The sequence below is a fragment of the uncultured Sneathiella sp. genome (assembly GCF_963976355.1).
Classification (GTDB): Bacteria; Pseudomonadota; Alphaproteobacteria; order Sneathiellales; family Sneathiellaceae; genus Sneathiella.
Genome location: NZ_CAXBKA010000007.1, coordinates 124,244 through 137,808 on the forward strand (window position 1 = coordinate 124,244; position 13,565 = coordinate 137,808).

The 13,565-nt window shown below is 52.0% G+C and carries 12 protein-coding genes; 10 read left to right on the forward strand and 2 right to left on the reverse strand.

Annotation, left to right across the window (positions count from 1 at the left end; translation table 11 throughout):
• Position 1 precedes the first annotated feature (1 nt).
• Both AAC599_RS15790 and AAC599_RS15795 read left to right on the forward strand, forming a co-directional pair.
• Positions 2–1,342, forward strand: coding sequence for a TRAP transporter large permease (locus AAC599_RS15790; RefSeq protein ID WP_340151370.1), 1,341 nt, complete (start codon positions 2–4; stop codon positions 1,340–1,342).
• Positions 1,343–1,408: 66 nt separating this feature from the next.
• Entirely contained in the window at positions 1,409–2,326 is a 918-nt protein-coding gene (locus tag AAC599_RS15795; protein ID WP_340151371.1) for a crotonase/enoyl-CoA hydratase family protein, read from the forward strand.
• A 93-nt stretch (positions 2,327–2,419) separates the two neighbouring features.
• On the opposite strand, the gene AAC599_RS15800 is transcribed toward AAC599_RS15795, so the two are convergent.
• Positions 2,420–3,511, reverse strand: a complete 1,092-nt coding sequence (locus tag AAC599_RS15800) for a TauD/TfdA family dioxygenase (protein WP_340151372.1) — start codon at positions 3,509–3,511, stop codon at positions 2,420–2,422.
• A 148-nt stretch (positions 3,512–3,659) separates the two neighbouring features.
• Positions 3,660–4,691 carry a TRAP transporter substrate-binding protein DctP gene (gene dctP, locus AAC599_RS15805; protein ID WP_340151373.1) on the reverse strand — a complete coding sequence of 344 codons (1,032 nt, stop codon included), beginning with the start codon at positions 4,689–4,691 and terminating at the stop codon, positions 3,660–3,662.
• A gap of 158 nt (positions 4,692–4,849) precedes the next feature.
• Here dctP (AAC599_RS15805) and AAC599_RS15810 point away from each other — a divergent pair, with 158 nt between their 5' ends.
• The 8 genes from AAC599_RS15810 to dctP (AAC599_RS15845) all read left to right on the forward strand — a co-directional run bounded on the left by AAC599_RS15810 (position 4,850) and on the right by dctP (AAC599_RS15845) (position 13,557).
• Positions 4,850–5,650: an IclR family transcriptional regulator gene (locus tag AAC599_RS15810; RefSeq protein WP_340151374.1), complete on the forward strand. Its 801-nt coding sequence runs from the start codon at positions 4,850–4,852 to the stop codon at positions 5,648–5,650.
• Between the two features lie 368 nt (positions 5,651–6,018).
• On the forward strand, positions 6,019–6,900 hold the full coding sequence (locus AAC599_RS15815; protein WP_340151375.1) for a CoA ester lyase: 882 nt from the start codon (positions 6,019–6,021) through the stop codon (positions 6,898–6,900).
• Positions 6,900–8,171, forward strand: a complete 1,272-nt coding sequence (locus AAC599_RS15820) for an acetyl-CoA hydrolase/transferase C-terminal domain-containing protein (RefSeq protein ID WP_340151376.1) — start codon at positions 6,900–6,902, stop codon at positions 8,169–8,171. The genes AAC599_RS15815 and AAC599_RS15820 overlap by 1 nt, the downstream gene beginning before the upstream one ends.
• Before the next feature lie 19 nt (positions 8,172–8,190).
• Positions 8,191–8,955, forward strand: coding sequence for an enoyl-CoA hydratase-related protein (locus AAC599_RS15825; protein WP_340151377.1), 765 nt, complete (start codon positions 8,191–8,193; stop codon positions 8,953–8,955).
• A gap of 28 nt (positions 8,956–8,983) precedes the next feature.
• Positions 8,984–9,514 (forward strand): TRAP transporter small permease, encoded by a 531-nt coding sequence (locus AAC599_RS15830; protein WP_340151378.1) that lies wholly within the window; start codon positions 8,984–8,986, stop codon positions 9,512–9,514.
• Between the two features lie 11 nt (positions 9,515–9,525).
• The gene (locus AAC599_RS15835; protein WP_340151379.1) at positions 9,526–10,809 is read left to right on the forward strand and encodes a TRAP transporter large permease; all 1,284 of its coding nucleotides are present in this window, start codon (positions 9,526–9,528) and stop codon (positions 10,807–10,809) included.
• Between the two features lie 65 nt (positions 10,810–10,874).
• Positions 10,875–11,990 (forward strand): nitronate monooxygenase, encoded by a 1,116-nt coding sequence (locus tag AAC599_RS15840; protein ID WP_340151380.1) that lies wholly within the window; start codon positions 10,875–10,877, stop codon positions 11,988–11,990.
• Between the two features lie 469 nt (positions 11,991–12,459).
• A complete protein-coding gene (dctP, locus tag AAC599_RS15845) occupies positions 12,460–13,557 on the forward strand; it encodes a TRAP transporter substrate-binding protein DctP (RefSeq protein WP_340151381.1) in 1,098 nt (365 codons plus the stop codon).
• Positions 13,558–13,565: the final 8 nt, after the last annotated feature.

Sequence of the window (13,565 nt, forward strand, 5' to 3'; positions counted from 1 at the left end):
CATGGATCCGACGACCATCAGCCTGTTTGGCTTTATCATTACCCTTGTGCTTATTTGCCTGCGAGTACCAATTGGTTTCGCACTGGCAGGTCTGGCGATCATATGTACATACCTATTTTTCGGATATAAATCCGGAGATGAATTTCAGGCGGCAAAAGCCCTTTATCCGACATTGGCACTCATCTCCTCGAATGTATTCGAATTCCTGCATTCCTATCCGTTAAGTATGGTCCCGTTGTTTATTGCACTTGGCCACATCGCATATCATGCCAAGATCACGACGGATATCTATTTTGCAGTGCGGGTCTGGCTGGCACGGGTGCCGGGCGGGCTTGCCATGGCGTCTGCGATCGGATGTACGGGATTCTCGGCCATTACAGGCTCCAGTCTGGCCTGTGCTTCGGCCATGGGGCGGATCTGCATTCCGGAAATGATGCGTTTTAACTATAGCCCGCAGCTCGCGACATCGACGGTGGCGATCGGTGGCACGCTCGGGGCGTTGATACCGCCAAGTATCCTGTTTATCATGTATGGCCTGTTTACGGAGCAATCGATCAACAAGCTGTTTTTGGCCGGTGTGATCCCGGGACTTTTATCACTTATGGGTATCCTGACGGTTGTTTTTGTCTGGTCCAAGCTGAAGCCGACAGATGCGCCAATTGCCGATGAGACATATAGCGCGCGGGAGCGCTGGCGGGCAACCATTCGGGCGTGGCCGGCTTTCTCGCTCTTCCTGATTATTATCGGTGGCATCTATGGCGGAATATTTACGGCGACGGAGGCTGCGGCCGTTTCGATGCTGATTGCCCTTGCTTATGGCGTGCTGGCGAAGAGATTGTCCTGGGAAAATTTCATTCAGGCGATGAAAGACACAGCGCTGCAAAGCGCAACAATCTTCTTTATCGCCGTTTGTGCCAAGATGTTTGTGGCCTTCGTCTCCTTGACGGGCCTCACCCATGATCTCATCGGCCTCATTGAACATTATCAGATGCCTGACTGGGCCATTCTGGTGATGATTGCCTTGATCTATCTGGTCATGGGAATGTTTCTGGATCCGCTGGGCATCATGTTGCTCACCCTGCCTTTCGTCATTCCGCTGGTAGAAGGGATGGGGTACGATCTGATATGGTTTGGGGTCGTGGTCGTCAAGCTGCTGGAGATTGGCTTGATTACACCGCCTGTTGGCCTCAATGTTTTTATCATCAACAGTGTCGTAAACAATACCATACCGGTACACACGATATTCCGAGGGGTTATCAATTTCCTTGCCATGGATATTGTCGTCTTCGCGCTGATCATGATTTTTCCAGTTCTTTCACTTTTGCTGCCGAACTCGCTGTAGCAGCCTGAACAGGAACCCACGACTTTTACCGTGATCCATTCACTAAAACCAAGGAGTAGGATAACAATGAAGGAATTTGAGCATATTATTTATGAGCCCGTGGATGGACGCGCCAGAATTACACTTAACCGTCCGGAGAAACGCAACGCTCTTTCCGTCAGTTTGCTGCAGGAACTGAGTGACGCCCTGTGGGAAGCTGACAATGATACAGAAGTACATTGTGTCATTTTGCGAGGAGCAGGCCCTTCTTTTTCAGCCGGCTATGATTTGACGCCGAACCTGAATAATCCAGCAAGCAGTACGATTGGTGGCAGGAAATATCGCGATGGCGGGATATATGCGGATCCGACCATTGATGACGATATATGGCGTCTGGAGTATAGCCAGCGGCTGCGAATGGTTCTGTTCGATATGCACAAACCGTCTATCGCCCAGATTCATGGCCATTGCCTGGCGGGAGGAGCTGATATTGCACTTCTCTGTGATATGATAATTGCGGCTGACGACGCGACAATCGGATTTCCGCCCGCTCGGGACCTCGGGTCTTTACCTAATCAAATGTGGGTTTATCATTGTGGGCCACAATGGGCGAAACGGCTTGTCCTGACGGGGGATACGATAACGGGGAAAGAGGCGGCGCATATCGGTTTGGTGATGAAATCTGTGCCGAGTGAGCTTCTGGAGGCGGAGGTCGAGGGGTTGGCTGATCGATTGGCAAAAATCGATGCTGATTTGCTCTCGTCCAATAAGAGAATAGTCAATCTTGGACTGGAGCTCATGGGGGCCCGCACTCTTCAACGCCTTGCCGCAGAAAATGACGGCCGGGCACATCTGGCACCGGGAACCCGTTATTTCCGAAAGACGGCAAAAGAAAAAGGATTGAAAGCGGCTTTGTCAGAGCGTGATAATGGATTTGGGGACGGGCGGGCCCGTGTGATTGGGCCCGAACTGCGTGATGAAAAGGGAAATTTGATCGATCCGTGAGGGCAGATTTATATGCTGGGCGTCATCTCTCTTTATTCATAGGTGAATGCTCTATCGATCGTCATCAATCACGGGCGAGGTTAAGATTGGCCGTCAATTTTTCGCGTCAAGGGGAACATTCAGCTTCGTGCCTTCAACGATGATGCCACCCCGATTGCCGATATCGATAGAACCATAACGTTGCCGGAAACACTCCGGCAGCGGGCGATCATCCGGTAGTGATAGCCACAACCTCAGCAAATGACGTTTTTTGTCTGGCTCCGGCCAGTCGATAAAGGCGGTCCGGTCATGTAGCAGCGCATGATTATAGACAAACTGCATATCCCCCGGCTGTAACTCCATAGAGAGATGCAGCTGAGGGTCATTTGCGAGGGAATCAAAGAAATCAAGCGCCTCTACCTGTGCCCCGCTGAGCCGTGGTGCGTCAGGAAACCGTTGGGCACTGTTGACATATTGCCGCTGGTAAATCCCGGTCAAGAGGCCGCGGTGCCAGTTCAGCACCGGTATCTCGAAATAAGCTTTTTGTCCCGGTGGTACTTCGCCCCGGCGGTCCGTCGCCACGGGTTTGAACATTTCCGGTACCAGATCCGGCCGTCGTCGCTGCATCTCGTTATAAATGGTTGCGGTGCTGGCTAACAGGGATTGGCCGCCTTCTTTCGCCGGGCGGAGGCACATCAGGCCGACGACATCGGTGGAATCCGTATGAAAAGTCTGTCGTTCTGATGTCTGATAGATTCGCGTTCCCGCGTCATTCGCGTTCAGGCCCAGATCCCGCACATGTCCGAGAATATGGCCCGCGGCATTCTGCGAGCGGGGACGCCCAAGATGGGCGCCGATGCCACAGAATATCGTGGCGGCTATTTTCTGGCTATAAGCTGTTACGGGCAGGCCCCTTATCAGTTCAAAGCCGATGCCATGCATCAATTTTTCCCGAAGGTCTCGTAGTCTCGGCTCCAGCAGCGGGAGAGAAAAATTTTCCTTTGATATCAGCCCAAGATCGAGATTATCGGATTGAAAGTGTTCGGCCGCATTTTCAAGTTCGGACACTTCCGCTGCTGACAGATATGTCAGCCATATATCCGTATTCTTCGCCATTTCATGGCCGTACCATGCGCTTGGCGTATCGATCGTCGACGGAGGAAGTGTGTATGTATTGTCCATTGTCAGACCCTTTTTACGGATCATTTTATCGTTTCCCGGATGTCAAGTACAGGAGGATTGCATGCCTCCTGTTTCCCTTCGGGAATTTCACATGTACGCATATTTGTGCATAAAAATACCGCTGGCGCTTGAAGCGCCAGCGGTTAGTTTTCCAGAATAGTATTTTGTTATTCTATTTAGATAGAGCACTCTGGAATTGCGTTAAAACCTCGTTGCCGGGCTTGCCGCGATCATCAAGATCCTTGGCCCATTCTTCTGCAACTTCATCGGAATATTTCGTGAAAGTTTTAAGATCGGAGGCGCTGAGTTCATGATACTCAATCCCTGCCTTCTGCATTTCCGCGATGGCGTTTTCCACCCCTTCATCGACGTTCTTGCACATCTCCGTGACCATGTCTTCACTGGCCGTAGTGAGGGCATTTTGTGCATCTTCCGGAAGCTTGCCCCAGGCTTCTTCATTCATGACAAAGGTCACGACGAAGCTTCCAAAGTTGCCGCCCCGTGTGCCGTATTTTACCAACGGCACCAAGTCATAGGAGATCACGCTCTGGTTCGGGAAGATAATGCCGTCCAGGGTTCCGCGTGAGAGGGATTCCCGCGTTTCCGTTGCCGTCATGCGGACAGGAATTGCCCCGATCTTGCGGGTGAAAATGTCCATGGCCCCGCCCGTACTGCGGAGTTTAAGACCTTCTGCATCCGCAGCCGTCATGACTTTCTTGTTGGCGGTATAAATCTGATAGGGCTCCAACACGAAGGAGAAGAGGAGGCGTACTTTATTATCCGCAAAATCCTGCTTGGCAATCGGATCCTTATTGGCGATCTCCCAGTAGGCATTTGTCCCCTGGCAGGATGTGGCGAAACTGCCCGGTAGCTGTGCTACACCTGAAAGTGGCATTTTGTCTGATACATAGGAGACGCCGACATAACCGATATCCGTCACGCCATTCTGGGTGAGCGCCAGCATATCTTTGGACTTGCCAAGCTGCTGGGCCGGAAAATGATCGAATGTCACCTGTCCGTCTGTCAGTTTTGTCACATTTTCCATCCAGGGCTCAATAGCCTGCTTCTGGATAAAATGTGACGTCGGGAAGGAATGAGCAAACCGGAGTTTGATTTCATCCGCTGCTGCCGTCGAGGTTGCCGAGAGCCCCGCGGCGAAGACGGCCGCGACTGTAAATGCCAATTGTGGAATGATTTTTTTCATTTCTCTCCCTTTCTGAGGCGCCCTATTTTTTATTGGATGTGTCAAATTACTGACACCGCTGTATAGTGGCGCATATTTTAGTCGGTTACGGATTTTGATTGTTCCGTTATTGGTATAATATGCCATATTAGGAACAAATCAAGATAAAGGGGAAGATCTTGAGCAAAAATATCGTGAAGGGGCCGCGCTCACCCGCGCGTGTCATGCAACTCTTGGAAGAACTCGCGAGTGACACCGAGGATTTGACTTTGGCCAAGTTGAGCGCGCGCCTCGACACACCTAAAACTAGCTTGTTAAGTCTGCTGCGGTCGCTTGAGGCAGAAAACTATATTGAAGTGCATAACAAGGCCTATCGTCTGGGCGCGAAATCAATCCGCCTCGGGAACCTGATCAGTGCCAAGATGAAAGCCTGGTCGTCTTTTCCGGCTGCGGTGCGTCCGTTTCTGTTGGCACTGTCACGGGAGAGTGGTGAGACGGCACTATCCGGTGTTATGGGAGAAGAAAAGGACCATGGTGTCTTCATCGATATGATCGAAGGCAACGGCACTATTTATCTCGCCTCGGTTATTGGCGCGCGGCGCCCTTTATACTGTACGTCCTTTGGAAAGGCTCTGCTTGCATTCCAGAGCATCAATTTCATTCACAGCTATATGGCGGATGTTGATCCTGTGTCTCCTCTTACAGGGGAGAGATATTCAAAGGATGAGATACTTGAGGACCTTAGTACAATCCGCAGAACCGGAATCAGTGTCACTATGGGTGATTCGGTGGAAGGCGCGGGCGGCGTTGCGGCACCGGTCTTTGGATCGGACGGCGAGATTGTGGGATGTATTACTCTGGCGGCACCAATCGATCGTCTGAAAGAAAATTTGAAGAAATATAGTGAGTTGGCCCATTCCGCAGGGGAACGTGCCTCGCAGTTTATGGGATCATCCATGCCGTATCCCGGCTCAAAGTAGGCCCCCGCTACTTCATATTTCTTAATCTCGACACCGAACTGTTTTCTTTCTGAAGTTATTTAAGCTTTTTCTCTCTGCATACTTATGCTCGCCCCTGTTGACGCTGGGGAGAAGGCTTCTGATCGTCGCCACCGTATGGCTTCAGATTAAGACGTTGTGAGAAATGGTTGAATGCGAAAATGCGGCTTGACAGACAGGCACTCGCCCGATATTTTTGGTCTTAAATAAGAACAAAATTCTGTTATCAGAACAAAATGACGATTTTACTGTATATGTAACGTTCTCTCGCGAGACATTTCCCAAGCTTGGGCTTATTGCAGTAGAGGATCGATTTTTCTGGGCGGAAGAAAAAATCGGGAGGTCCGTGTATGTTGTTTCGCAGTTTATTCTTCGCTCCGGCTAACAGGTCGGACCTGCTGACCAAGTTTCCGCGGTTTTCGGCGGATTGTTATGTCGTTGATCTGGAAGATGGCACGCCGCCCGATGACAAGATAAAAGCGCGCGAGGCTCTCGCGGACAATATCGGAATGCTGCGAAAAGCCGAAGTGAAGGGGCTCGTGTATGTTCGGGTGAATGAGCCGGGATCGTCATTTTACCTCGAGGATATTGCCGCTGCGGTTAAATGCGATATCGACGGGATTGTTATCCCGAAGCTGGAAACCCCGGATCAATGTGAGCCCATCATTTCTGCAATCAGGAAAGCTGGTAAAACCGAGACGTCTGATCGCCCGATCAAGATCATGGGCGGTATTGAATCAATGCTCGGCGTGCTGAATGTAAATGAACTATGCGGCTCGAATGACATGATGAGTTCGGTTTTCTTCGGCGCGGAGGATCTCGCTGCTGATATGGGCGCACGCCGCACGGAAGATGGAGATGAGGTTCTCTATGCCCGTTCCCGCGTCGTACTGGCCGCAAAGATTGCGGGAATTGTGGCGATTGATCAGGCGGTGATCGATGTCCGGAATGACGAGCTATGCCGCCGCGATGCCAGCAAGGGGAGGGATCTCGGATATGAAGGCAAAATCTGCGTTATTCCCCGTCAGATTGACATATGCAATGCTGTCTATGCACCGACGGAAGAGGAGGTCGCGGAGGCAAGTGAAGTTGTCACCGTATACCGCGATGCAATGTCCAGGGGGATCGGAACCATTGATTTCAAGGGCAAGATGATTGATGGCCCGCTTCTCAAACGCGCGGAAGCAACGCTGGCCATTTCGAAAATCATCAAAAATCGGGAGAATGCCTGATGCGTGAGCTAAAAATTGAAGAGCTGGATTTATCCAGCCTTATCCGAAAGTCGGAAACGGTTATGTGGGGGGGCGCCTGTGCGGAGCCGCTCACTTTGACGGAGGCGCTGGTTAGTCAGCGAAAGTCGCTCAATAATGTGAATGTCTTTCTGGCGTCTGCATTCTCCAATACGTTATCACCGGAACATGCCGAAGATCTGACGTTTATCTCGACGGGAGGTGTCGGCACGACCGGGGTGCTCACAAAAATAGGGGCCTGTGATGTCATCCCCTGTCATGTGTCTCAGGTCGCCAGCTATATCGAGATGGGGAAAATTCCCTGTGACGTGGTTTTCATTCAACTCAGCCCGCCCAACGACCGCGGTGAATACAGCCTCGGTGCTACAAGCGATGTTTTAACGACGGCCATCAAGAAGGCCCGCCTTGTCATTGCCGAAATCAACAGCCAAACACCCAGAACGGTTTGCGTCGAGCCTGTGACAGCGGCGGATATAGATTATTGCATCTATTCCGACCGCCCGATGGTTCAACTGCAGTCTGCCCCGGTGACGGACATCGATCGAAAAATCTCTGGCTTCTGCCAGGACTTTATCCCGGAAAGGGCCACGCTTCAGGTTGGAATTGGTGGCGTGCCGGAAGCCATCATGGCCGATCTCAGTTCCCGGCGGGGCTTGGGGATTCATTCCGGCATGATCGGCGACAGCGTCGTCGATCTTGTAAATTGCGGTGCCGTAACCAATGAGCATAAGGAAGTTGACGTCGGTATCACGGTGACCGGCGCCCTGATCGGCACCAAGAAACTGTTTGATTTCGCGGATAACAACCCGAACCTCAGAATGGAGCCAGCGTCTGTCACCCACGACATCCGGGCCCTTTCGCGATTTTCAAACTTTGTCTCCATGAATTCCGCGCTGGAGGTCGATATCACCGGTCAGGTAAATGCGGAAGGTATCGGTGCAAAATATTTCGGTGGTGTTGGTGGGCAAGTCGACTATGTCCGGGCCGCAGGTCTGTCGCCTGGCGGCTGCTCACTGATTGCCCTTCAGAGCTCCACAAAGGATGGCGCCGTCAGCAAGATCGTGTCCCAGCTTTCAGGGCCAGTCACAACGCCACGAAGCGATGTGGGCGTCATCGTTACTGAATTTGGTGCCGCCGATTTGCGCGGATTGCCATTGTCGCGCCGGGTGAAGGCCATGATCTCCATTGCGCCGCCGGATCATCGGGAGCGGCTGGAACGTGAAGCCTATGATCTGCTGAAAATCAGAGCTTGATAGAAGGAGGAGCTCCGCCATGACGGATACCATATTGTTCGATGTTCAGGATGATATCGTCATCATCACAATCAATCGGCCGAAGCAGCTCAATTCTATAAACGGCGCTGTTCGCAGCGGATTGCTGGAGGCATGGGAACGCTTTGAACAAACGCCCGAGTTGAAGGTTGCCATTCTGACGGGGGCGGGTGAGAAGGCATTCTGCGCCGGTATGGACCTGAAAGAGGCGGCAGACACGATGCTGGGCGTTCCACCCCGCGATTTCATCCCCATTGTCGGGGACAGCGTGACAGTGACAAAGCCGATTATCGCGGCAGTCAATGGCTATGCCTATGCGGGCGGATGGCTGTTTGCCCAGATGTGCGATCTTTGCATCGCCTCGGAAAATGCGGTGTTTGGGATTACAGAGGCGAAAGTCGGGCGCGGAATGCCCTGGGCGGCGCCGCTAGGCAATATAATCCCGCCCCGGATTATGATGGAATTACTGCTGACAGGAGATTCCCTTCCGGCACGACGCGCCCTGGAAATCGGGTTCGTCAACAAGGTGGTACCGAGCGACGAATTGATGCCGGAAGCCATTACAATGGCAAAGAAAATAGCGGCAAATGCTCCCCTTACGGTCAAGGCGGCCAAGGAGCTGGTTTACATGTCATCAGAAATGGGGAGATCGGCGGCGTTGCGCGCGGCCTATCATCTGTTTGAGCCGGTATATCGAAGCGAGGATGCGCTGGAAGGGCCACGTGCGTTTGGCGAGAAACGCGCGCCGAAGTGGCAAGGTAAATAATGTTTGTCCGCATGGGAGGGGATAGAACATGATGGAGAAAATTGATCGCTTGATCACATTTGTCGAACGGGCGGTACTAACGCTGTCGTGCGTTTGTCTGTTCGGGATTATGATCATTGTGACAGTTGATGTCATGATGAGATATCTGTTTGCCTCGCCCCTTAGCTGGTCCTACGATCTGATCTCTCTGTATCTTGCCACCCTTCTGTTTTTTGCCGCTGTCTCCGATACCTTCCGCCGCGGCAGTCATGTGAAAATCGAACTGTTCGACAAGCTTGGCTCTACGCGGATGCGGGCTACATTTGAGGCCATCGGCTACAGTTCAGCATTGATTATGTTCTGCATTATGTTCGAGGTGAGCCTGGACGACGCCGTGAAGAGCCTGCTCGGCGGCGATGTCATAAGCGGCGCGATCGCCTGGCCAACCTGGATTCCCTATATGATCGCATCCGTTGGCTTCGGCCTGCTCGCCATCCGCATCCTCTTCACCATAGCGGAGCGCATACAGACTATCGTGACGGGCCAGGCCAGCCCCCGCACAGTTGAAAATCTGGAATAGGGGACAACGCCATGATGTTTTTTGGAACCCTTATCCTGTTGATCATGCTTGTATTCGGAATGCCGGTTGCGTTCGCGCTCGGTATTGCCGGAATGGTCGGTCTTTTCACGATAGGCGGCTTGTCCATGGCGGAAGGGGTCTTGCGAACCGTCTCTCTATCGACCACCTCGTCCTATGAACTACTGACTATTCCGATGTTCATCCTGATGGCGGAGTTCATCATTGTTAGCCGTATCGCCGATGAATTGTTTGACTGCGCAAAAACATGGATAGGACGGACGCCGGCGGGCCTTGCCATTTCAACGGCGTTGGCAGGGGCCGGCTTCGGGGCGATTTCCGGATCGAGTACAGCATCGGCCGCGACCTTGTCGGCGACAACAATCCCGGCCATGCTGCGCAACGATTATAACCCCCGTTTTGCCTCCGGTGTTGTCGCGATATCCGGTCCGTTGGCAATGCTTATTCCCCCAAGTATCGCACTGATCCTTTATGGTCTGATTGCGGATATCAGTATCGGCAAGTTACTGATCGCCGGGATTATCCCTGGTTTGCTGGTGACCTGCGTCATCATACTGACGTCACTGTTACTGGTGATGATTTTCCCGCATTTTGCACCGGCAGGCCGCGCTTACAGTATGGCGGAGAAGTTCCGCTCCCTGACGGTTATCGGTCCCATGGTTATCCTGATCACGCTGGTGACGGGCTGCATTTATCTTGGGATTGCAACACCGACGGAGTCAGCCAGCCTTGGTGCCTTTGGGGCCATGTGTATTGCGCTGGCCCGCAAGCGCCTTTCGTTCCGGAGTTTTTACACGGCCTTGCGTAAGGCGGCAGCGACGAGTTGCATGATCGTCATGATTATTATCTGCGCCCATATCTTCAGCTACTATTTTACCCTGACGGGCGTAACGCAGGAATTGGTCGGGATTGTTGCTGCCCTTGATGTGGAGACATGGGTGATACTACTGCTGATCATCCTGCTCTATCTGGTGCTTGGCTGCTTTATGGACCAGATTGCAATCCTGTTTCTGACGGTTCCCATTACATTGCCGATCATTCTGGCGCTTGGGTATGATCCGTTCTGGTTCGGGGTTGTGGTTATCATCACCGCCGAGATCGGGCTGGTAACGCCGCCCATCGGATTAAACGTCTTCGTTGTCTCTGCTTATTCCAATGTAAAGGTGAAAGACATCTTTATTGGAGTCTCACCACATGTTGCCGCTCATTTACTGGTTATCGCGCTGTTGGCGGCTTTCCCGGCAATTGTGACTTGGCTTCCTGAAACGGTCCGCTAAGAGGCCGGATGCGGAATGGGCTGGCATAAACCAAAAATTTCTGAAAGCAAGAAGGAAAATTCACAATGAAAAACAAACTCTGCGAAATGTTCGGTATTGATGTGCCAATCTTTGCATTTTCGCATTGCCGGGACGTGGTCGTCGAAGTCTCCAAGGCCGGAGGCATGGGTGTTCTCGGCATGGCGAGAATGGATCCGGATCGGGTGGAAGAAGAGCTCAACTGGATTGATGATCATATTGACGGCAAACCGTATGGCATAGACGTTCTGATGTCCGGCAATGTAGAGGATTCCGGAAACCTGAAATATGAGCCGGAAAAACTGCTGCCGAAGGAGCATGTCGATTTCGTACGCAAGATGCTCGACGACGCGGGGGTTCCGCCTCTGCCTGAAGGGGAGGAGGAAGCGATCCGCCGCGATATCGTCAAGGGTATGAACTTTACGCCCCGCGAGAGTCTTGAAATGATTGAAAAGGCCATGAGCCATCCGATCAAGCTCATCGTCAACGCGTTGGGAACGCCGCCGGCTGATCTTATCGAAACGGCGCATAGTAAGGGAATCAAGATTGCGGCCCTGGCTGGTAAACCGCGACATGCCATCAAGCATAAGGAGGCCGGCTGTGACTTCGTGATTGCGGTCGGTACGGAAGCTGGCGGGCATACCGGTGACGTATCGTCCCTGGTTCTCTGGCCGAGCATTGTTGATGCGGTTGATCCGATGCCAGTTCTCGGCGGGGGCGGTGTTGGCCGGGGTCGGCAGCTTGCTGCGGCGCTCTCCCTCGGCTGTGAAGGCGTATGGTGCGGCTCTATCTGGCTGAAAACTGTCCAGAGCGAAGTGCCCCCGGAAATCAAGGCAAAGATGTTCGAAGCGGAGGCCAATGACGCCATTCTCACGCGCAGTGTGACCGGCAAGCCCTGCCGGACATTGAATAACAAGTTCTCCCAGGCCTGGAATGTTACGGGCGCCCCGGAATGCCTGCCAGCCCCTCTACAGAATTATCTCTGGTGGCAGGAAGGCCGGTCACGGGTGGAGCGGGTCCGCGCCAAGGATTTCCTGACCTATCCCGTTGGCCAGATTGTCGGAGAGATGAAAGAGGAAACCAGCGTGAAGGAAGTCGTCTATGACTTCATCAACGAGCTGCTGGAATCAAAAGAACGGATGGACCGGATGCTGGGCGAGTAGGGCCCGCTCAGATCTTCCAAGCGACGAATTGTTCCTGGTTTTTCGAAATCCTCCCAGATCGAAATTCTCTGGACAATTACGTGAAAGCCAGGCCGGGCCTCCCGGTCTGGCTTAACCTTTTTATAGCGGCCACCGGTGCGCTTGACATCCTCCTGACCGGATAGCGAGAACTTCGCTTTTGTGATTTTCTTGGCACTAAAATGTTATATGAAAATCCTCTTGACAAAAGCAACTGGCTAATGAATGAATAGTCAGTCATAAAAAGTAAAAATGAAGTGGGATGCCTTTGATTGTGGGAGTTCGATATTCTTAAAGGCTTATAGATTTTAAATAACTTCTTACATATGCTTCGAGGTTATAGAAATGAATTATTGATCAGAAATCCATAAGCAAATGTTGAATTTCCTGAAATAAGTATTCTCTGTGGAATAGAAAACGAGAAATAGAAAAGAATAGGAGTGAGGTAGAAATGTTAAAAAATTTTTCCAAAGCTTTGACAGTGTCGTTGCTGGGCCTGAGCCTGGGAGCGGGGATTGTCAGCTCGGCCGCAGCGGAGGACCCTGTCTCTCTTCGTTTGTCGATGCATCAGGCATCGAACTCGCCGGAAAAAAAGCGGATTATTGATCCTCTGGTCGAATTTATTGAATCCAAGAGCGACGGCAAAATCAAGGTTGACGTTTATGCGAACGGCACTCTGCATGGCGCCGCGGAAGGGTTCAAAGCGCTTGCTACTGATATTACGGATATTGCACCAACCTATCCGATCTATCAGTCACGGAGTTTTAACCTGAACCATGTCACCAACCTGCCGTTGGCTTTCCAGAATGCTTACGTTGGTGTGCGTGTCACGGAAGAGCTGTATCCTGAATTTTTAGCGTCCGAATGGGAAAGACTGGGGGTCTACCCCTTGTTCTACCCAGTTACGGCGACTTATGATCTGATTACGACAAAACCCGTTTCTTCCATCGAAGATATCAAAGGAATGAAGATCCGTGGTGGTGGCGCAGCCCTCAATGAAATCATTGAACGTATGGGGGGAACACCAGTAACCATCAAGAGCCCGGAAGTCTACGCGGCTTTCCAGCAGGGTGTTGTCGACGGATTGCTGTTTAACACTGCGAGCATCCTGTCCTTCAGGCTGGATGAAATCGGTAAATATTACATCCCGCTTGGTATCACGCGGGTTGGTATTGCCTGGGGTTACAGCCCGAAAACCTTCGAAAATCTCTCACCTGAGCTCAAGCAGATTATGTTTGAAGCGGGGCGCGAAGCTTCCATTCTGTATGCGGATTACGTGACGGAAGATACGAACGCCGCAATCGAGGCAATGAAGGAAAAGAATATCACTTTCGTCGAATTGCCTGAAGAAGAGCTGCAGATGGTGAGGGACGCGATTGCACCCATGTGGGACAAGTTTGTTGAAGAAAATGAGGCAGAAGGCCGTCCGGCACAGGCGTTGGTTGATGCATTGCGTGAGAAAACAGAGGAATATGGCGCAATGACCCGTGAGGAGTTCGTTGAGCTTCAGCGGACGCAACCTGTAGAAGGCTTGTTTCCTGGCAAGTAACTAAAGGA

What these genes read in the sequence shown, in the direction of transcription:
- AAC599_RS15830 (WP_340151378.1), top strand. Translation starts at nt 8,984, where the DNA reads ATGATGGAGAAAATTGATCGCTTGATCACATTTGTCGAACGGGCGGTA.
- AAC599_RS15800 (WP_340151372.1), bottom strand. Translation starts at nt 3,511, where the DNA reads ATGATCCGTAAAAAGGGTCTGACAATGGACAATACATACACACTTCCT.
- dctP (WP_340151381.1), top strand. Translation starts at nt 12,460, where the DNA reads ATGTTAAAAAATTTTTCCAAAGCTTTGACAGTGTCGTTGCTGGGCCTG.
- AAC599_RS15795 (WP_340151371.1), top strand. Translation starts at nt 1,409, where the DNA reads ATGAAGGAATTTGAGCATATTATTTATGAGCCCGTGGATGGACGCGCC.
- AAC599_RS15790 (WP_340151370.1), top strand. Translation starts at nt 2, where the DNA reads ATGGATCCGACGACCATCAGCCTGTTTGGCTTTATCATTACCCTTGTG.
- AAC599_RS15840 (WP_340151380.1), top strand. Translation starts at nt 10,875, where the DNA reads ATGAAAAACAAACTCTGCGAAATGTTCGGTATTGATGTGCCAATCTTT.
- dctP (WP_340151373.1), bottom strand. Translation starts at nt 4,691, where the DNA reads ATGAAAAAAATCATTCCACAATTGGCATTTACAGTCGCGGCCGTCTTC.
- AAC599_RS15825 (WP_340151377.1), top strand. Translation starts at nt 8,191, where the DNA reads ATGACGGATACCATATTGTTCGATGTTCAGGATGATATCGTCATCATC.
- AAC599_RS15820 (WP_340151376.1), top strand. Translation starts at nt 6,900, where the DNA reads ATGCGTGAGCTAAAAATTGAAGAGCTGGATTTATCCAGCCTTATCCGA.
- AAC599_RS15835 (WP_340151379.1), top strand. Translation starts at nt 9,526, where the DNA reads ATGATGTTTTTTGGAACCCTTATCCTGTTGATCATGCTTGTATTCGGA.
- AAC599_RS15815 (WP_340151375.1), top strand. Translation starts at nt 6,019, where the DNA reads ATGTTGTTTCGCAGTTTATTCTTCGCTCCGGCTAACAGGTCGGACCTG.